This is a genomic window from Frigoribacterium sp. RIT-PI-h (assembly GCF_001297205.1).
Taxonomy (GTDB): Bacteria; Actinomycetota; Actinomycetes; order Actinomycetales; family Microbacteriaceae; genus Frigoribacterium.
The window spans coordinates 1-19,297 of record NZ_LHOZ01000061.1 but is presented as its reverse complement, the minus strand read 5'-3'; the positions used below and the strand labels follow the sequence as shown (position 1 = coordinate 19,297).

The following is a 19,297-nucleotide window of genomic DNA, read 5'->3' as shown; positions in this document are numbered from 1 at the left end:
TCTGCGACGCACCTACACGCGGCATCGAACGAGTCGCCACTTCTTCCCAGAAGGAGTGCGCCCCGTGTCCCCCTGTACCTCTCTCACCCGCGGTCGGCTGCGCGCCGGCGACGCGCCTCCCCGGCTGTCCGACGCGTGGATCGCCCTGGCCGGGCTGTCCGCGGTGTTCCTGTTCGAGATGCTCGACACCTCGGTGCTAAACGTCGCCCTGCCGACGATCGGCCGCGAGCTGGGCTCCTCGACGACGGGCCTGCAGTGGGTGTCGGGCGCCTACGCGGTCTCCTTCGGCGGGCTCATGCTGCTCTTCGGCGCCGTCGCCGACCGGGTGGGGCGCCGCCGCGTCATGCTCGCGGGCCTCGCGCTGCTCGCCGTGGCGAGCCTCGCCACCGTGGCGGTCACGACCACCGAGCAGCTCGTCGCCGTCCGTGTGCTGACGGGCGTCGCCGCGGCGATGACCACCCCCGGGTCGTTGGCGCTGGCGTTCCGGCTGTTCGACGACGAGGGTCTGCGCGTCCGGGCACTGACGGTGATCTCGACCGCGGGGCTCGTCGGCCTCGCCGTCGGCCCGACCGTCGGCGGGTTCGTGCTCGCCGTCGCTCCGTGGCAGGTGCTGCTGCTGGCCGACGCGCCGATCGCCGTGCTGGCGTTCGTCGGCATCCGGTGCGGTGTCGCTCGCGACGACGCCGCGGGGCTGCGGCCGGACCCCGTCGACGTGGGCGGCGCACTGCTGGGCACCGCGACCGTGACCGGGCTGCTCGTGACGCCGACCGTCCTCGTCGGGCCGGCCAGCGCCTCCTCGTGGGGGTGGGCCGCCGTCGTGCTGACCGTCGCGTGCGGTGCCGGGTTCGTCGTGCGCCTGCGGACGGCGCGGCACCCGGTGGTCGACCTGCACCTGCTCGCCCGCCCCCTGGTGTCGAGCGGCCTCGCGTTCAAGGCCGCGTCGGGCCTCGCCGTCGCCGGGCTGTCGTACCTCGTGACGCTGCAGCTGCAGTTCGCCTGGGGCTGGCCGCCGGCCCTCGCCGCCGTCGGCACGCTGCCGCAGGTCGTCGTGCTCCTGGCCGGGGGCCGCCTCGTGGGGCCGTTCGTGCAGCGGGTGGGCCTCGGCCGGGCCGCGTGGGTCAGCGCCGCCGCGGTCGTGTCCGGCCTCGCCGTCTTCGGCGCCCTGAGCCGTCACGGGTACGTCTGGGTGCTCGTCGCTCTCGTGCTCGTCGCCGCCGGCATGCGCGTCGTCGGCGTCGTGGCCGGAGCCTCCGTGCTCACCGGCCTCCCCGCCGACCGCACCTCGGTCGGCGCGGCCCTCGTCGACACCTCGAGCGAGCTCGCAGGAGGAGCAGCGGTCGCCGCCGCGGGCACGATCGTCGCGGCGTTCGTCACCGGCAGCATCACGACCTTGCCGTGGACGGCCCCGCGACTCGCGGCCTTCGAGGACGCCCTCACCGTCGCCGGGCTCGGCCTCGCCGCCGTCGCCGCCGTGCTCGTCGTGGTCGGGATGCTCCGGGCACGAACCGACGCCACCTCCCCCGGCACCGCCGGACCTGCCCCCTCGACCACTCTCACCCCCACCACCCAGGAGCCCTCTCGTGCCTGACACCATCGCCCTGCCCCGCCCGCCGTTCGACCCCGAGTTCGTGCCCTTCCTCGAGGCGATGGACGCCCGCGGCCGCTTCCGCCTCGAGACCGCGATGCTGCCGCAGATGCGACAGCTGGACATGACGGAGGCGCAGCTCGACGAAGGACTGGAGGCCCGCGGTCTCGAGAGGCGCAGCATCACCGTCCCCGGGCACCTCGGCGACCCGATCGCCCTCGCCGTCGTCCAGCGCATCGGCCGCACCGGGACGGCGGCCTGCGCCTTCGCGATCCACGGCGGCGGCATGATGTTCGGCCACCACCTCGGCAACCTCGACTCGTACGACGACTGGCTGCTCGTGCACGACGTCGTCCTCGTCAGCCCCGACTACCGTCTCGCCCCGGAGCACCCCGACCCGTACCCGGTCGAGGACTGCTACGCCGGCCTGGTCTGGGTCGCCGAGCACGCCGACGAGCTCGGCGTCGACCCGGATCGGATCGTCCTCGTCGGCCAGAGCGCCGGGGCCGGGCTCGCGGCGGGCACGGCGCTCCTCGCCCGCGACCGACAGGGGCCGGCCGTCGCCGGGCAGGTGCTCGTCAGCCCCATGCTCGACGACCGCGACGCCACCGTCTCCGCCCGGCAGTTCGACGGGGTGGGCGTCGCCGACCGCGAGATGACCCGGTTCGGCTGGGACGCCTACCTCGGCGACCGTCGCGGCGGTCACGACGTGTCGATCTACGCGGCACCGGGCCGAGCGACCGACCTCTCGGGCCTGTCGCCGGCGTTCGTCGACTGCGGCAGCGCCGAAGTGTTCCGTGACGAGACCGTCGCCTACGCCAGTGCGCTCTGGGCGGCCGGCGTGCAGGCGGAGCTGCACGTGTGGCCGGGGGCGTTCCACGGGTCGTCGAGCATGATGCCGGGAGCGACCCTGTCGCGCCGGGCCGTCACCGCCCTGCGCGACTGGACCGGGCGCCTCCTCGACCCCACGCCCTGACGGCATCCCGGGGCGGGCGTGTGAATCGCCCGCTCCGGGCCTGCCCCCGGAGGACTCGGCTCATGGCCGCCGACCACGAGACCGATGGATGATCGGCTACAGGACACTGAATCGGACCCAGGAGTCGGCCGGCAAGTCCGGGCGGCCGGGGACGTCGTGCTGTTCCTCACTGCACTGTGGGTCGATTCCGCTGGCGACCGTGCGCCAGAACCTCGCTGCGACGTCGTTGCGTTCTTGGAAGGCAACGGCCCACCTCCCAGGCTGCGCTGCGGTCAGTTCTGTCACGGCGACTCGCCCGGCATGAGAACGCCGCGCGCCGTGCGCGACGAAGAAGCTGCTGATCACGCGCTCCTCGGCGTCCAATCCGCGCAGGACCGCCAACCCGACCGGGTGTGGTCCCAGGCGGAAGACGTGGGCCGACCAGCCCGGTTCCGAGAGGCCGGCGTCGAGTCGTTCCTGTCGAAAGCGGCCGCGTTCGTCAGGAAGCGTGCCGGTGAACGCGGACATCTCGTGGCGGAACATCGTCCAGAGCTGTTCGAGCTCGGGGCGATGCCGCTCGTCGGCGGTGGCGATCGTGAGGGAAGCAGGAGTGGTCATACGAGAAAACCTCCACCGGGTCGGTGGAGGTTCTGTCGCCCACAGTCCATCGCCCCGCCCGATGCGCCCTCGGCCATGGGGATGCTTCCAGCACGGCTGCCGCCGGAACACCGCGACGGGACACATGGGATGAGACTTCGCCCTGCCATCATGTGGGCGTGCTGACGGATCAGGAGATCGAGGTCGCCCTGCGGAAGGTCTTGCGGCAACACCGGTCAAACGGCCCCGCACTGACCTACCTCGACTACGCGATCCTCGATCTTCGCCCCGGGACGGGGAGCGTCCCCCTACGGCTGGCGGCTCGACGATCCCGGAGAACACGAGCGTCTCATGGAAGCAGCCGGCCCCGAGGGTGAGAACAGCGGATGGGGATGACGGCCCCATGGTCACAACCGGGCACGACATCGCTGACCACCAAGCGAAAGCCCTTCAAGGAGCACCCATGAACGTCACGGTCGAGATCGGCGACTGGGAGCACGAGTGCTGCGGTGAAGCCATCGAGCGCAACGACATGATCGACCTGGGCTGCAGCCGATTCCAAGACGCCGGCGGACAGGTGCGGTTGATCGAGACCCACCACGACTCCCGCCCTGAAACCCACGTCCGCGGGCGGGTCGTCGACATCCTCGTCCTCGCCGACGACGGTTCGACGACGCCGATCCTCCGACTCCCCAGCGGGGCAGCGCTGCGAGGCTTCGACGACGAAGACGACGGACACCTCGAGTCTCCTTGGACAGGTGAGCTCGTCGAGGAGGAAAGCAACCACTTCCTCATCGTGGTGAAGCGGTAGACCATCCCCTCACGGGCGTCTCGGATGGAAGACGGTTCATCTCCGATCAGGACCGGATTCGACCGAGGCTCCCCGGGCGTCTGCGTTGAGAGAGATTCGCTAGGTTCTTCTGATGACCACGAGCGACAACACCCTGCGACGCGCGGCCGACACCCTCCGGGCCTTCGCCCTCGACGAAGACCTCAAAGCACGCACGCTCGCGAACCCCGCACTGGCGACCATGGCGGCGAAGATCGCCCGCCGCTACACCGCCGGCTCGGACGTCGACGCGGCAGTGGCGCTGCTCGAGGCGAACACGTCCCGTGGCCACCTCGGCAGCGTCGAACTCGTCGGCGAGTCGATCCGGGACGAGGCCGTCGCCGATCAGCAGACCGACGAGTTCGTCGATCTGGCCCATCGTCTCGGGCAGGTTCCCGGACGGGCGACGATCTCCTTCGACCTGTCACATGTGGGTGCCGTCGTGTCGCCCGAGGTCGGTTTGCGGAACGGCCGCGCCATCGCCCGCGCAGCCCGCGAGGCGGGCACGTCGATCATGATCTCCGCCGAGGGGTCCGACCGCACGGATCTCGTCCTCGCCATCACGGAGCAGATCGCCGACGAGTTCCCCGAGACCGGCGTCACCCTCCAGGCCCGTCTCCACCGCACCCCCGTGGATCTCGACCGGCTCATCCAGCGCCCCGGGCCCATCCGCCTCGTCAAGGGCGCGTTCCTCGAATCCGCCGACGTCGCCTACGCCCGAGACAGCGAGCCCATGACCACGGCCTACCTCGAGGCCGCGAGACGCCTGGTGGGCTCGGGACACCGAGTGAATCTCGCCACCCACGACCCGCTTCTGGTCTCGTCGTTGCGCGACACGCTGGGCACCGACCTCATGGCCGAGCACGTCGAGTTCGAGATGCTGCAGGGCCTCGGCACCGAACTGCTCGACTCCTTGCGTCACGACGGATACACCACCCGCGAGTACGTCGTCTACGGCCCCGAATGGTGGCTCTACGTCCTGAACCGGATGGCCGAACACCCCGAGCGCGTCCTCGACGCTCTAGCGGACCTCGACATCACCGGAAGGCTTTGACGCAGGCCCTGACGAATCCGTCTCGCCGCAGCCCGGTGCACGATCCCCTACCGGGTACCATCACAACGCGCGGCAGCCAGGCCCAATTCGAGAAGACGTCGCTCATCTAGAGTCGGCCCATGCTTCTCTGGCCTGGACCTCGACCGGAACTGCCACTGCCAGCCGGCACGGGCCCTGAGCTCTACCGCTTGGCCCACCCGACGTACCCGGAGAAAATCGTCGGATGGCTGTCCGTCAGCCCCTACTGGGAGTGGGACCTGGAGGGCCCTTGGTGGAAGCACAGCTGGGGGTCACCGAGACTCGTCGGGGACTTGTCCATTGATTACACCGAAGACACTCGCCTCATCTATCCCGATGACCCCGAGGTCTGGACATTCGTCAGCAGCGCCTGGCCGCTTGAGCCCGACGACCTGGCAATGCTCAAGGTAGGAACGTTCGTCTGGCACGGCACAACCTTCAGCGCCGAACTCGTCGACCCCATTGTCGAGAGCGAGACCTGGTCCGACCACTGGTACGTCCCCTGAGCCACCAACGCTCGCTACTTCAACCCACTATTAGCCGCTCAGAAACGGACGGCCGCGTGCAGCAAGGACCCGGCAGACGATCCCCTACCGGGCACGTCCAGGCCTGCTAACAGGCATGAGAGAGATTGCGCCATGACGACTTCGGAGGCGCTTCGCCTCGCCTATGCGCCATTCCTCTTCGTGGCACTAGGCCTGCTTGCGTACATCGGCATCAAATACAGCCAGGGAAAAGAGCTACCCCGGCAGAAAAGACTCCGCATCGTCGGTCTTGCCTCAATCGTGATGCTCATCGGCGCTGGCCTCTACATCGCGAGCTGGTTGATCTAGAACCGCAGCCGCCCGAAGGAGCATCCCCTATCGGAACGGAGCTTGCTGGAGTCCTCGGCGGACCCATCGTTGTTCCTCTAGTCCCGTTCCGGGGTCGGTCTGGCTGTCCCCGGTGTGGTGAAAGCCGTGCTTGGAGTAGAAACGCTGCGCTCGCTCATTGAACGAGAACACGAGTAGGTACGCGTCCTCATCCCCAAGCGATACCTGCAGCAATAGGGCAGCAACACCGGTGCCGTGCGCTCGCTCATCGACATAGATCGTGGACAGTTCCAGCGCCGGCAGGCCGCCAACGGCCTGGTCGTGACGTGTGGTGCTGGCGACGCCGAGGAGGAGGCCGTCGTCAGACAGGGCCATTGATACCCGACGAGAACCGTTAGCGATCCGTTCTGCCCAGCGATCGGCTCGAGTCTGAGTGGTCGTTGCGTCAAGGAACTCGTCTGGGGCGATACCTCTGTACGTTTGCTCCCAGCAACGGGTCTGGAAGAGGCCGATCGCGTCCGCGTCGCAGATCTCGGCCTGAACGATGTGTGTCACCCATCAAGTCTGGCGCCAGGGTGCCCATCAATGATTTGGCTGTTCGCTCACCGATCCCCTACCGGACAGGCCTCGCATCAACGCCACTGCCTCGAGGGCAAGAAGCGTGGCTAGGTTGGCTTTCATGATGAGCCGCAGACGAGCTGCCTGGCTTGTGGCGTGCGTGGCTGCTCTTTCTGCAACGGGCTGCACGGACCTCAGCGACGCTCAGGTGCAGCGACCGGAGACGCACAACGTCGACGTCGTTGTCCTGCTCGACGGCGAACGTGTGCCGGCCTGCAACGTCACATTCATCGGTAGTCCCGAGGACGGTTCACCGTTGACAGAGGAAGGGCACATCACAGGACAGACAGGCACGACCAGTCGAGCCTTGACCCCGGGCTCGTATACGGTCACGGCCAGCTGTGCCGCGCTCCCATCCAACCCAGTCGAGCAATCTTTTGACGTGGGGCACGATGACCTCGAGATCCAACTGGAACTCGCTCCGAACGCGTAGTCCGACGGCTTGCCGGTGGCCGGCAGGCGATCCCCTATCGGACGCAACCGCCGCTAGGTTCAGGACGTGGAAATTCACGACGTAATAGCCGAAGTCACTCGGCGGTTCACCACGCACCCCTCAGGCGGCACGCGGTGGGATGACCCTCATGAGCACCGCGACATCGCTGACGCGGAGTACTCCCGAGTCAGCGAACCAGAGCGCTACGCCGTCGTGGGCGCCAGGGCCAGGTCGTGGATCGAGGCTCTAGAGGGCCTGAAGCTCGGGACGGCACAAAGCGTCGAAGCGCCGCCATGGGCCCACGGGTCCACCGACGCGCGGGCCGTGCTCATCACTCCCGTGAAAGCCGATGCCCTGTCGATCGTGGTCGTCATGCAGTCAACGGAAGGCATCGAGGACGCAGTCGCGCTCGGCGTCGGTGACCCTTCAGTCCTGATCGGGATGGAGCCCTTCTGCGGCTGCGACGCGTGCGACAGCGGGAGCGACAACCTGCTGACCGCGATCGACGACCTGTTCACTGGGATCATGAACGGAGAGTTCCTCTACGCCGAAGGCAAGGACTGGAAGCTGACCGTCGGCGTGAACGGTTGGTCCGCGTCAGGCTCGCAGGACTTCGACTCGCTCATCGACAAGGCTCGGGCAGGAACGAGCATCGGCCGTCTCATGATCACCGGCGACCCCTGGTTCACCTGACACCAGGGCTCATGTTCGCAACCGAGCCCGGACACCAATCGTCTATCGGGCGGACGCGGGGTACTAGCTAAGGGCGCGGTTGCTGACTTCGGTCATGCCAAGGAAAGCCGCGCAGGAAACGATCGAGTAGACGGAGGCGGACCGGTTCAGGCCGGCGCTCGACTTGGGGGGCATCGCCACGATGATCCCTTTCGTTGACCGAGTCGGCGGGCCTGAGCGCTCTCGCATCAGCCTCGGCGAACCACCCGCGTTCTTCAAACATGATGGCCTCCGTCGGTTTCGAGAAGCATCGCAGCGGGATGGGTCGCGGGCAACCATCGGCTATCGGGCACCCTTGGTCAGGGCGAGCGCACTACTAGATGCAACACCGCCAGCATCAATTGCCCGAATCGCAGAAGAACTTTTCTGTGGAGTGGCGCTGCTCGTTCGAGTTCTCGAGCCGTCGGCCGCACGAACAACGCATGAGGCACACTGTTCCAGCACTTCTCTCGACCAGGGACCTGCTGCGCATGGTCCTCTTCGTACTGGCACTCCCCACAGGCCGCCGGCCCTTCCAGGGCCGGACTTCCGTGCTCTTCCCATGGGTGTTCGCAGTCCGGGCACAACGTCTCCCGCAGCCGCCGACGTACGGCACGGCCGGAAGCGCCGGCGGGATTGCTCATGGAGCGAGTATGCAGGTTTCGCCTTCCGCCCTAAAGCCGATCCCCTACCGGGCACCGCTTCTTAATTCGTTCAGCCGGTCCACGAGCTGAGCCATGCGGGCAACACCGATATGGAGGACGAGGGAATCCGAGAACCAGTGCATCCAGACGCCTTCGACGTCGTACACCGTCACCGCGCCCTCCCGAAGAAGGATGCGGGCAATGTCCACGGCTTCGAGTTCGTACTCGTCGGCAGGGGCCCCCTCGAACCCGTCGGCGGTGGCCCCTTCCGGGGTGCCTGGCTCAAGGCCGTATGGGTCGACGTCAGTGAGGACCGCTAGCACCTGCGCAACAGCCTGCCGGTAGACGCGGTCCTCATCTCTCATCCCGCAAGCATGCCGCAGGCGTAGAGGCCGGAGAGCGATCGGCTATCGGGCGGCCGCCCAAGCTCTTGCCTCGGGTCGCAGCGACTACTGTCCCGATGTGATGTTCTCGCTACACGACACGAAGCCCAAGCGCCCATCCGGAAATCTGGTGCTCTCGCTCCTCGCAAGCCTGCCAACCCTCGTTGCGTGGAGTTGCCATTTCATCCTTCTCGACTCTCTTCTGAGAGAACCGCCAGACTGCGAGGTCTGGTGCAGCGAACACGGAACCCTGGATGCGATCGCACTCATCCTCTTGCTCGTGAGCACACTGATGACCCTTGTCGTAACGCCCTTCCTCTTCGCAGAGGCAGGGCGTCGATCGAAGGCGGCCTGGTTCGCCGTCACCTCCACCGCCCTGCAACCGGTGCTCATCTTCGGAGTCATCCCGATCCTCCTCCGCAGCTTCCGCGTTGCGTGAGCGGCGTCGCACAGACGTATCGGCTATCGGGACGATATTCGATGCCGGATCACGTCGTGGGGCATGCTCGTCCTATGAGCAACGAAAAAGGACTGCCGCATGCTCGCCCCGTCGACGCAACTGCAGTGACTGAGCGCCCGACGCCGTGGCTGCCGGCAAGAACCGTTCTCCTCAACCTCGTCTTGATCTTCGTCGGCGGTGGGCTTTTCTGGTTCCTCATCGACCGCGTCCAAGCGCCCATGTGGGTTGCCTTCGTCGCCTATGCCGTCATCTTCACAGTGGGATCACTCGCCATGCGCTTCATTCGAAACGCCCGAGCTGATCGCATTCATAAGTGACGTCGATGGCCAAGCGACGCGATCCGCTGACCGATCGTTTATCGGGACCTACCTTGAACCGTCCCTGAACTCGACGTACGGTGAAAGTGCCGATGATGCCGGGGAGTAAGCATGGACGAGAACACGGAACAGGGAAAAGGTCGTCTCCGACTGCAACGGCCAACGTTCCGAGGGTCCTCCGTCGGCTGGGGTATTGGAGCGTTTTTCTGGCTCTTCTGCGCCGTCCAAAGCATCGTCGGGGTCTTGCAAAACGGGGGTACGTCTGTCGTCGGCGCCTTGGTCCTGATTGCACTGGTAGCCCTAGCCGTGGTCTGCATCATCGGCACAGTGGCGACGATCCGACATCCCCGCCCGGCGCCGCCCGCCACAGACACCTAAAAAGTTCCTTTCGTCACCGTCGATGCGCCCCGTATACCGATCGCCTATCGGGCACCGAGTGAGGGGGCTCCGCCCAGTACGTTATCTCCATGCCAACGGCCCTCAACACTGCCGGCAGCCGCCCGCGATCGATCTGGCGGTTCCTGCGTGACGTGCTCGTCATCTTCCTCGCAGCCCTGGTCCTCTCTTTCCTGGTCAAGACCTACCTCGTGCGCTCCTTCTACATCCCCTCGGGGTCGATGGAGCACACCCTTGAAATCAACGACCGCGTGATTGTCAACGAACTTGTTCCAGGACTCGTGCCCCTGCATCGCGGAGACGTCGTCGTCTTCGCAGACCCCGGCGGCTGGCTCAGTCCTCTCGAAGTCGCAACCCCTTCCACAGGACCAGTTGACAAAGTGCTCTCCACCATCGGGTTGGCACCCCATGACGGCACCGGATATCTCATCAAGCGCGTCATTGGCCTGCCCGGAGACACCGTGACCTGCTGCGACGACTTTGGGCACATGAGCGTCAACGGCGTCCCCCTCGATGAGCCATACATCACCGTTCTCCCTGACGAGACTCGCGCTTCCCGTGATGATTTCACCGTCACGGTCCCCGATGGCTCCCTCTGGGTCATGGGCGACAACAGGTACAACTCGAGGGATTCCCGCTACAACCGTGACAAACCCGGAGAAGGCTTCGTTCCCCTGAGCGACGTCGCTGGGCGAGCAGCCGTCATCAGCTGGCCCTCGAGCCGCTGGACCTGGCTCGACAATTACCCCACCGTCTTCGCCGGCACCGATCCCCGCTCCACAACCAACTGAAAGATTGCGACGGCGCACGTTCTACGGAGGCACACAAAGAGGGTGCGGCCAGGGATCGTCTATCGGGCACCACGCCACAGAGCTACTTACGCCGGCGAGCCCGCTGCTCTGCATGCAGAACAAGACAAAGCCCCACGAAAGAAGCTCCGAGCACTAGAGGTGCGACGTAGTAGATCACCGCTTCAGTCTGCCCCCACCCCTGCCCCCTGGCCAGGCGTCTCGGTTTCCGATCCCCTATCGGACACTGCCGCGTCCGTCCTCTAGCCGTTTCGGGACGGCGAAGGGGGCCGATGTGCCGCTCATCGCCCTGCCTTCTCTTCGGTCAAGATCAGAGGTGGCGGGCGAAGAAGTCGACAGTATCCGCGGCGGTGGCGTCCCGGACGTGCGAAGGATCATCTCGGTCACCGAGAAAGACGTAGTGGCCCGCGGTCGGGCCCACGCTGGAAGCCTCCGCTCGAGGCATGAGGTCGGCGTACACGCGTGCGTTCTCCGCGGGGGGCGTGATGTCGTCGACGTCACCCCAGCGCACGAGCACGGGCGCCTCGATCATCCTCAGGGACTCAGGCGTCAGGACCTCCGCTATGCCGGGTGCGAAGAGGGCTCCGACGCGCACGCGAGGATCACGGACGGGACTCGCAGCGGCCTGGGCCAGGAGCTCAAGTTGCTCGATCGAGTACTTCGCGCGCAATGCCTCCATGAGGTCCGGGAACTCGGGCACGTGCGGGGCAGGGACGCGTCCGGCGAAGAGGGCGCTCATGACCCGAGCGTCGATCCGAGCACCGAGCAAGGCGGCGACGGTGTAGCCCCCGAGGGAAAAGCCGGCGCTGCCGATCCGGCGCTCGTCGACGTCATACTTGCCCTGCACGTAGTCCAGGAGGTAGCTGATGTCTCTCGGCCTCTCAGACACCAGGGCGAATCCCTCGACGAGGTACTCGTCGTTGTAGCTGTTGCCGTGATGGTCAACGGAAGCAACGAGGAAGCCTGCCTCGTTCAACGGCGCGGCCAGCCAATCGAGGTCCTCCCCGGCGCCGCCGGTGCCATGGGACAACAAGACCGTCGCAGCCGGCCCCTCTCGGCGGCTCGGCCAGACACGCGCCCCGATAGGCCGCGGCCCCAACCCCGTCCAGCTCGGTCTCGTCGCGTCGTGGAGAAGCACCGTCTCTGGTTGCACGCTCGGAGCCTATAGGCCCGCACGGAGGACTCCGCGCGATGAGTTCTGGTCGCCCCTCAGTCCGCTGGTGGATCCCTCACTGGGACTCGCCGGGGCTGGCACAGATACTCATGCCAACACTCGCGCAGACGGCTTGGCCGACGATCATTCATTGAGAATGAGAACCGGGGTGATGATCTCTCAATCAGTACTCAGCGTGCCGCCTTTTTATCCGCCCGGAAGCTCGTTTGTGTCAGAGCTCCTGTAAAGAGGTCCTCGTTGAGGAAGTAAAGGACAGGAGCAATGTCCTCAGCCTCCAGAACCAACTCACCCTCAGAACTGATGAGCCGTTCCGCGTCTAGTCCAGCGGCAGACATAGCCTCGACGAGGGTGTCCGCCGTCACGGTCGCCAAATGTCCCCTTCGAACTATGGCTTCAAGACGTGCTCGCATGCGGCTATCCCTCAGCGCCCGCTCCTTGAGGCGATCCTGGCCAGCTGAGGCGATGGGGAGAACCTCGTGCAGGTCGGATGTCCACTGTGGTACCTGCTGCGTCAGGGCGTCTTGATCACGGAACAGTGCCGCGAAAACAGTCTGCGAGAGAACGAACACCTCATCACCAACACTGACGAGATCCATCCAGTCATCGAAGGCGAAGATTGGTTCGTCAATGCGCTGAAGCGTGTCCTGCAGTAGCGAGTAGATACGGCCTCGCTTCAGGCCCCGCCGCGGATTGCTGCGGCGAACGAACACGGCGCGCTTACCGGGAACGTCCCCGATAGTTACAGCATAGAAAGACAAGTCTCCGGCTGGAAGATCATCAGGCTTAATCGCTTCTAGCGCGTCAGCCGCCTGCAGAACATCCAGAAGCGTGGCTGAGCCGTGTTCAATCCCAAGCTTTGGGGCTGCGCCTACTTCATCAGCTTTGAGGGTCAGAAACGTCTCGGGAGATAGATCAGCATCCGGCGCCCAAGCCTGCCCCTCTCGGCGCGCGAGGTCGTCGAGAGTCGCTTGGATGACTTGACGAAACGCATCGGCCACAGACTGCCCAATGGCGACCTTCCGCAATTTCGTACTTCGCCCGGAGACCCAGCCGACTGAAAGGGTGACCGCTTCTTGCGAGTCAATGGACGAGAAGGAGGAACCGTCAGTCATTGCATGTCTCCATCCACGAGGCGGCGGAAGCTGAATGCGCTGCCAGCTACCTGATATGCCAAAAAGGTCGAATGCGGGAGGGGCTGAGTCTTGGAAATGAGGCTGATCGTACGGTCTCCCGTGGTTCTGACCTCGTACGTATGGAAGCCGAAGGCCAGCAAGATCGGGTTGACCAGACTCAACTCCGTGCGGGCCAGGAGCACGAGTAGGAGCACGGCGAAAACGCCGTACGCCCAGAAGGACGCAGTGTCGTCAGCCGTGGCGAAGGCGAATGGAAACACGTAGGTCAGAAGGTAGGCCGGCACCTGGGCACTGTCGTCTCTAACAGAGACAACGGTGAAAGGAGTATCGGCCACCGCTCGCCGGCCAAAGATAGCTATGGGGAGAGAGACAGCCGATAGAAGAGCTACAGAGCCCAGAGAAATTGCCCAGATAGGCGACGCCTCGACCATTCGAATTGCGATGATCCCGATGAGCGGAGACAGAGACGACAGGATGAGAAGGACACGTGTCATGCGATGGCCAACAGCTTGACGGCCACCTGCGCGCGGCGAGAGACGCTTCGCCTACTTAGCCCCACGAGCGTCATGACCACTTCACTGCCTTCACATACATGAGCATGCCACAGGAAACCCAAGGTTTTGCCAACGAGGACGTTGGGCAAACTCAAGGGACGACAGCGGGCGGGCACTGAGGAAGCATTACTCCAACCCCTGACAATCACAACGGGCCCAGCACTTTGACCGTGGCTAGAGGCTTCGCTGCACTGCTCTATAAACAGTAGAGCGGGCGACGCCGAAGAGCTCGGCGATCTCGCTCGTCGTGTGGGCGCCGGTGCGGTGCAGCTGCACGAGATGTTTCTCCTGCGAGGCGGTGAGCTTGGGTTTGCGTCCGCGGAGTTTGCCGGCGGCCTTGGCGATCGCCATGCCCTCCCGGGTCCGGGCACGGATGAGGTCGGCTTCGAACTCGGCGACCATGCCGAGGACGTTGAACAGGAGCCGGCCAACGGGGTCGGTGGGGTCGTAGACCGCTCCCCCGAGGTTCAGAGCGACGCCCTTCTTCGTCAGCTCGTCCGCGATGTCCGTAGCGTCCCGAAGGGAGCGGGCGAGGCGGTCGAGCTTCGTGACGACCAGGACGTCACCGGCACGGCACGCCGCCAGGGCCTCGCGGAGGCCCGGCCGGGCTCGAGTCGTGCCCGAGAGGCCGTGGTCAACATGTACGTGTTGATCGTCAACACCCAGTGCTGCGAGACCGTCACGTTGTGATGCGAGATCTTGTCCCGAGGTCGAGACGCGGGCGTATCCGATGAGCATCTGACGACTGTAGCGTTTAGACCCCCGTCACCGGGCATTTTTGCGGGACAGGCATACGCGAATCTGCAGGCCAGACGCCGCTTGACCTCAGCCGGCCGAACACGGTCGCGAAGAGTGTCCCGATGAACGACCGCCTAACGGGCACCTCAAAACTCTCCCGCAAAAGAAAAGAGGAGCCTTTCTAAAGACTCCTCTTTTCTAGACGGCTACTTCTTCTGCAGACGTCGGCTCTGCCGGACACTGGAGTGGAAATAGGCGATCGCCAGAAGGCCGTAGATCGCGACTCCCGCAATCGATATCCAGGCGGGACCGGACCCTCTTTCCGAAATCGTGAAGGACGCGGCGTACGCAAGGAAGAGCACTCCGAGCACTGCGCTCGACGTCGCTCCGCCCGATAATTTCCATGTGGGCCGAGCCGGCGAAACAGGTTCCGTCTCTGCCCGGAATACACGCCCGCAGAAGACAACAAGAGCAAGAGTCAAACCGGCTACCAGCAGAAACACCCCACCTTCCGCCATGAACGAGGCCACCCCAAGTCCTACGAAGAAAGTAAGGACGGCTCCTGCCACAACTACCCCGACTTTAGCCGTTGCTGAAGAAATTCGTATCAGCATATCAAATCTCCTATTTTATCTAATTACGTAGTATCGCCAATAGCTGCAGTAGTTCTGACCGCAGTTATAGAAGGCAGCTGAGATGCGTTTGCCCTGGTAATGAGCCTGGGTGATGGCGTTTTTCATCGCATCTGTCACTTGGCACGAAAGTCCCGGAATGTATTTCAGAGGGAAATACTTGCAGAAGGTGTCCACCTGACCCATAGCTTTCCACATCTGCTCGACTTGGCTTCGAGTCCAGTAGTAGGTCGTGTTCGTGTATCTCGGGTCGGCCACGACTGGATACGCAGTGCTGCTCGTTGGCTCAACTACCTGTGTGAGGGTTGTTCCGGATAGCTCGAAACGGGTCGGAACAGAAGCACCCTTAGCGTCAATGGCCCAGGGAGCGTCGAAGCCGCTGAGTTCTGTGCCATCGGTAAGAATGATTGAAACACCGCCACTTTCGTTCAGGGCGATTGAAGAGTTCTCGGGCAGCGTGACGGGGTACGCGAACGTATGAGGTGCCGTAGCGCTCGAGATCACCGTGAGCACTTGCACGGACCCGTCTGCGGATGCGATTGGAACCGTGCTCGTACCGTTGCCGTTGGGATACGAGACGACACCCGGGCCTTCCACAATCGCCGCCTTCGCTTGGCTGCCGAATGGAAGATTTACCGCAACGTTTTTCTTGATCGATTCCTCTGCCCCCGACTCCGTAACCAGCTGCACTGCACCTGATGAATCTGCAGGAATTGAGACGGAGTCAGAGCCCGCAGTGACGACCGCGCTCGAGCTCGTCGTGGAAGGCAAGACCTGTGACAAACCGCTAAAGGACGTCGGTGAAGCCATCTGAATTGAAGACAGCAAGGCACTCGGAACTCGGTCGAAGAAGCCAAATTCGTAAGCACTCGTGCTCCAGATAGCTTCATCCGCACTCAGCAGGTAGGCAGTGATCTTGTGCCAACCAGCTTGCGGCGGGACAGTCGCCGAGAGGGTAGCTGCTCCGTTATCTCCGACGGAGATGCGGTTCTGCTCTTGCCCGTCGACCAAAACGCTGAGCTGGGCGCCGCCGATCCCGGACTTTACGGAAACGGTGCACGAAGCGGGCTGACTTGGCAGTGAGGTAGACCAAGAACCGCGCGAGTAAGCAGGACACGAAATCGTTGGCGCGAGAGGATCGGCGTACCAGCCTTGGACGTCGAGGACGTAGTGGGTGGGGTCGCCGACGTTGTTCAGGTTGATCTTCCCGGACGCCGAGACGGGCACGGTGATCGTGTTGGACCGGATCGAGTTCGGGGTGAAGTTGATCGACGTCGTCCCGGGACGGGCTGCGCCCTCGGCCCAGACGGTGGCACCACCGGAGCTGTTGGCAGCGTGAAGCGCGGTCAGGGTGATCACGACCGCCGTGATCCCAGAACCGGCGGCGGGGGTGTGGCCGCCGGCGGCCTGGATGGAGCGGGTTTCGCCGTTGCCGATGATGGTGTTGCTGCCTGTGCGAGTGTCGTACAGGCGTCCGGTCCCGGGGGTGAACATCGCGCCGGTGTTACCGGCGGCGGTGAAGTACCCCTGGACGTCGACGACCAGGTCGACGGTGCTGCTCTGGTTGTAGACAGTCATCTTCCCGTCAGCCGACAACGGCACCTGCGCCGTGATCGAAGTCGGCACGTTCCCCGAGCCGTAGTTCAGCGAGTTCTTCGGCCGCGTGGTCCCGGCGGCATAAGGAGTAAGGAACCCGTTCACAGTCGAGGTGTTGATCGCGATCAGGTTCACCACGACTGCCGACGCACCCTTCGGAACCCCCGCGGTACCGGTGACCTGGACGGTCGTCGTGTCACCGGATTTCAGCTGGGCCTTGGCAACGCCAAGGCCGGAGCGGGTGTCCGCGATGCGGGCGCCGGGGACGGTGACGAGTCCGCCGGCGGTGGTGCCGTCCTTGTTCGAGGTGTAGTACCCCTGCACATCAAGAATCAGGCGGGCCTTGGTCTCGGTCTGGACCTGGATCGTGCCGTCACTGTTCAGGGCAAGGATCGCGGAGTTCGAAGTGTTCCCGAGCCCCCCACCGGCGTAGATGGTCATCAGGGTGCTGGGGGTCTGCGCGTTGGGCCGGCCGGTGAGTTGACCCTGACCCGGCATCTCGGCAACCGTCGCGATCACGGAGACAGCGCCGGCGGATCCGTCAGCCGGCACCCCGGCAAGACCTGCGACCTTGATCGTGCGCCACTCCCCTGCCGTCATCGGGGTGTTGTAGCCAATGTTGTTGGCCGTGTCGAGGATTCGCCCAGTAGTCGGAACGAACACGCCTCCATCGCCGGTGTCAGTCATCGCCTGCGCCCCAGGGGCGACGAGCACCGATGCGACCAGAGCGAGCAGCACTGCAGCCACCACGGCGACAAGCCGCGCCGTTGCCCTTCTCGAGTCAGAAACGAACTGCATGAAGATCCCCTGTTCCGCAGCCCACCCGGCCGCATACCGCGATCGTAGAGAACCTGATAAACCCCCAAGAGCACGGCCAGAGCGTCCCCTGAAGCGGCAGCGCGGAATGGGGGACGAAAAAGTTGCTGGGACGCTTTCACGCCTAGATCACCTGGGAACCGATCTATCTGGTCTGGGGTACCAGAACGGTTTGTGGGCGCCCGGCGTGTCGCCAGCGGCATGGTCGTCAGGCCGGGATGTGCAGGGCGAGCTAGGGGCACGCCGTCGCACAGAAGCCCGGTAGCGGCGCGACCCGTCGCACCTCTATCTTCCAGATATGACTCTAAGTAGACGGGGCTTTCTAGCCGCCTCCGCCACCGCCGCAGCCCTGACAACTGTCCACGCCGCCTCCGCTTCAGCGGCGACGACATCTCAGTACCAGGTGTCGACGGGGTCAGTGGACATCACCCCAGCAGCCGGTTACCCCATGGCCGGATACGGCACCGACACACCCCGCCTTTCCCAAGGAACCAACGAACCTCTCCGGGCCCGGTGCACGGTCCTTTGGGACAGCGGCACCCCGAATGTGATCGTCACCGCCGACGTCCTAGCCTTCGGCGCAGCACTGCACCAGGTAATCCGTAGCAAAGTCATCCAACTCGGAGTCGCGAGCGCGGACTTCGTCCTCACCGCGACCCACACCCACAACGGACCAGTCCTGCCAGAAAAGCTTGATCCGTACATTTCCTACAACCTGACCAACACCGCTCAGGTCCAGCAGTACGCCGATCAACTCGCGCAAACTCTTGCCGACCTCGTCGCCACGACCCTGGCGAGCACCCGCAGCACCGTCACCTTGGACTACCAGGTCGTCGACGAAGACTTCTCCCGAAACCGAGCCGGCCTCTCCTACGTCGAACGGGACGTCCCCGTTCTCGTTGCACGAGGAACCGACGGAAAGCCTCGAGCCGTGCTGTTCAGCTACGGCGCCCACCCCGTCGCCGCCGGTTCACAAACACTGTTCGATCCCGACTACCCCGCAGAAGCCATCAAAGAGATCGAAGCTTTCGGGCCAGGCGTCTTCGCACAATTCATCCTCGGCCCAGCTGGGGACCAAAACCCACACACCACCGGCTCGGTCGCCGTCTCTGACAGCTTCGGAAGTGATCTCGGAACCACAGTCCGAGACGCGATCGGACAACCAGGCCGCACCATCACAGGAGGAATCGCCAGCCAGTACGAACGCGTCACCCTCCCCCTGGACATCACCGTCACCTCAGCAAACCTTGCAGCAGTCAAAGCGGCCTACGACCGCCGCGCCGCAGCCCCGGGCACCATCGGATACGCCCGCCGACACGCCCAACGCATGTCTGCCGCAGCGACCAACCGCTCCTTCGCCACCACCGTTGACCTTCCCCTCCAGGTGTGGAAATTCACCGGCACCTCAGGACTGAAGATGGTCTTCACCGGGGGCGAAATCGTCTCGGGCTACGCCGTGTACTTCAGAGCCCGCAACGGCGGATCAAACAACCTCTGGTTCAGCGGCTATGCCAACGAAGTTCCCGCCTACATCCCAAGCAACGAACTCCTCGCACGAGACGGCTACGAAGCCGGAATCGACAGCGACTCCCCCGGCATCGCCGGCGGCTCTATGAGCGTCTACAACCACTTCGGCCACTTCCTCCGCAAGACCTCCTCCACCGCACCGGACGGCGTCGAAGAAAAAATGGTCGCAGCCATCACCCGCATGCTCGCCTAACAACCACCATCGCTGACACACCACCAATGCCAAGCAAGGCCCGTACATCCAGACGTACGGGCCTTGCCCGTGCACCAGTTACGGGCGCACCCGGAAGACCTCCACGTGCATGACAACTCATTCCGGCCCGCTGATCACCGCCTTCCGCGACACCAAATTCGCCTTCCCGGGACATCCCGGTGAACGACCGTCTAACGGGCAGACGACAACGGCACGAGGTGGTCAGGCCCCGCTGCAAAGTCGCCGTGCCTTTGCCGATATCCGTCGTTAGGCAGTGATGAGTGCGGGGTCGAACGACGCAGCGATGACCGTG

General features: G+C 64.5%; 19 protein-coding genes. 11 read left to right on the top strand and 8 right to left on the bottom strand.

What is annotated here, in order from left to right:
• The first annotated feature begins 64 nt into the window (after positions 1 to 64).
• Positions 65 to 1,588 carry an MFS transporter gene (locus AEQ27_RS06145; RefSeq protein WP_369813592.1) on the top strand — a complete coding sequence of 508 codons (1,524 nt, stop codon included), beginning with the start codon at positions 65 to 67 and terminating at the stop codon, positions 1,586 to 1,588.
• Positions 1,581 to 2,561, top strand: coding sequence for an alpha/beta hydrolase (locus AEQ27_RS06140; protein ID WP_054145854.1), 981 nt, complete (start codon positions 1,581 to 1,583; stop codon positions 2,559 to 2,561). The genes AEQ27_RS06145 and AEQ27_RS06140 overlap by 8 nt, the downstream gene beginning before the upstream one ends.
• A gap of 96 nt (positions 2,562 to 2,657) precedes the next feature.
• On the opposite strand, the gene AEQ27_RS06135 is transcribed toward AEQ27_RS06140, so the two are convergent.
• Complete coding sequence (locus AEQ27_RS06135) at positions 2,658 to 3,158, bottom strand: GNAT family N-acetyltransferase (protein ID WP_054145853.1); 501 nt, start codon at positions 3,156 to 3,158, stop codon at positions 2,658 to 2,660.
• 442 nt (positions 3,159 to 3,600) lie between these two features.
• Here AEQ27_RS06135 and AEQ27_RS06130 point away from each other — a divergent pair, with 442 nt between their 5' ends.
• The 4 genes from AEQ27_RS06130 (at position 3,601) to AEQ27_RS06115 (ending at position 5,871) form a co-directional block, all read left to right on the top strand.
• A complete protein-coding gene (locus tag AEQ27_RS06130) occupies positions 3,601 to 3,948 on the top strand; it encodes a hypothetical protein (RefSeq protein WP_054145852.1) in 348 nt (115 codons plus the stop codon).
• 112 nt (positions 3,949 to 4,060) lie between these two features.
• The gene (locus tag AEQ27_RS06125; protein WP_054145851.1) at positions 4,061 to 5,020 is read left to right on the top strand and encodes a proline dehydrogenase family protein; all 960 of its coding nucleotides are present in this window, start codon (positions 4,061 to 4,063) and stop codon (positions 5,018 to 5,020) included.
• A 119-nt stretch (positions 5,021 to 5,139) separates the two neighbouring features.
• Complete coding sequence (locus AEQ27_RS06120) at positions 5,140 to 5,544, top strand: hypothetical protein (protein ID WP_054145850.1); 405 nt, start codon at positions 5,140 to 5,142, stop codon at positions 5,542 to 5,544.
• 132 nt (positions 5,545 to 5,676) lie between these two features.
• Positions 5,677 to 5,871, top strand: coding sequence for a hypothetical protein (locus AEQ27_RS06115; RefSeq protein WP_054145849.1), 195 nt, complete (start codon positions 5,677 to 5,679; stop codon positions 5,869 to 5,871).
• Positions 5,872 to 5,898: 27 nt separating this feature from the next.
• Here the strand turns inward: AEQ27_RS06115 and AEQ27_RS16490 are convergent, their stop codons facing one another.
• Positions 5,899 to 6,405, bottom strand: coding sequence for a GNAT family N-acetyltransferase (locus tag AEQ27_RS16490; protein ID WP_082383289.1), 507 nt, complete (start codon positions 6,403 to 6,405; stop codon positions 5,899 to 5,901).
• A 562-nt stretch (positions 6,406 to 6,967) separates the two neighbouring features.
• Here AEQ27_RS16490 and AEQ27_RS17145 point away from each other — a divergent pair.
• Positions 6,968 to 7,594 (top strand): DUF6226 family protein, encoded by a 627-nt coding sequence (locus tag AEQ27_RS17145; protein ID WP_152970206.1) that lies wholly within the window; start codon positions 6,968 to 6,970, stop codon positions 7,592 to 7,594.
• Between the two features lie 706 nt (positions 7,595 to 8,300).
• Here AEQ27_RS17145 and AEQ27_RS06100 read toward each other — a convergent pair.
• Positions 8,301 to 8,621: a hypothetical protein gene (locus AEQ27_RS06100; RefSeq protein ID WP_082383288.1), complete on the bottom strand. Its 321-nt coding sequence runs from the start codon at positions 8,619 to 8,621 to the stop codon at positions 8,301 to 8,303.
• Positions 8,622 to 8,718: 97 nt separating this feature from the next.
• On the opposite strand from AEQ27_RS06100, the gene AEQ27_RS06095 reads away from it, so the two are divergent.
• The 3 genes from AEQ27_RS06095 (at position 8,719) to lepB (ending at position 10,603) form a co-directional block, all read left to right on the top strand.
• Positions 8,719 to 9,078: a hypothetical protein gene (locus AEQ27_RS06095; protein ID WP_152970205.1), complete on the top strand. Its 360-nt coding sequence runs from the start codon at positions 8,719 to 8,721 to the stop codon at positions 9,076 to 9,078.
• A gap of 74 nt (positions 9,079 to 9,152) precedes the next feature.
• Positions 9,153 to 9,416, top strand: a complete 264-nt coding sequence (locus AEQ27_RS06090) for a hypothetical protein (RefSeq protein WP_152970204.1) — start codon at positions 9,153 to 9,155, stop codon at positions 9,414 to 9,416.
• A 467-nt stretch (positions 9,417 to 9,883) separates the two neighbouring features.
• The gene (gene lepB / locus AEQ27_RS06085) at positions 9,884 to 10,603 is read left to right on the top strand and encodes a signal peptidase I (RefSeq protein ID WP_054145843.1); all 720 of its coding nucleotides are present in this window, start codon (positions 9,884 to 9,886) and stop codon (positions 10,601 to 10,603) included.
• A gap of 328 nt (positions 10,604 to 10,931) precedes the next feature.
• Here the strand turns inward: lepB and AEQ27_RS06080 are convergent, their stop codons facing one another.
• From AEQ27_RS06080 to AEQ27_RS06060, 5 genes are all read right to left on the bottom strand, one after another.
• Positions 10,932 to 11,774, bottom strand: a complete 843-nt coding sequence (locus tag AEQ27_RS06080; RefSeq protein ID WP_054145842.1) for a serine aminopeptidase domain-containing protein — start codon at positions 11,772 to 11,774, stop codon at positions 10,932 to 10,934.
• A gap of 191 nt (positions 11,775 to 11,965) precedes the next feature.
• Complete coding sequence (locus AEQ27_RS17140) at positions 11,966 to 12,907, bottom strand: hypothetical protein (protein WP_152970203.1); 942 nt, start codon at positions 12,905 to 12,907, stop codon at positions 11,966 to 11,968.
• The gene (locus AEQ27_RS06070) at positions 12,904 to 13,212 is read right to left on the bottom strand and encodes a hypothetical protein (protein ID WP_054145840.1); all 309 of its coding nucleotides are present in this window, start codon (positions 13,210 to 13,212) and stop codon (positions 12,904 to 12,906) included. The genes AEQ27_RS17140 and AEQ27_RS06070 overlap by 4 nt, the downstream gene beginning before the upstream one ends.
• A 444-nt stretch (positions 13,213 to 13,656) precedes the next feature.
• The gene (locus AEQ27_RS06065) at positions 13,657 to 14,220 is read right to left on the bottom strand and encodes a recombinase family protein (RefSeq protein WP_054145839.1); all 564 of its coding nucleotides are present in this window, start codon (positions 14,218 to 14,220) and stop codon (positions 13,657 to 13,659) included.
• Positions 14,221 to 14,849: 629 nt separating this feature from the next.
• A complete protein-coding gene (locus tag AEQ27_RS06060; protein WP_152970202.1) occupies positions 14,850 to 17,246 on the bottom strand; it encodes a hypothetical protein in 2,397 nt (798 codons plus the stop codon).
• A 565-nt stretch (positions 17,247 to 17,811) separates the two neighbouring features.
• Here AEQ27_RS06060 and AEQ27_RS06055 point away from each other — a divergent pair.
• Positions 17,812 to 18,984 (top strand): hypothetical protein, encoded by a 1,173-nt coding sequence (locus tag AEQ27_RS06055; RefSeq protein ID WP_054145837.1) that lies wholly within the window; start codon positions 17,812 to 17,814, stop codon positions 18,982 to 18,984.
• The last annotated feature ends 313 nt before the right edge of the window (positions 18,985 to 19,297 follow it).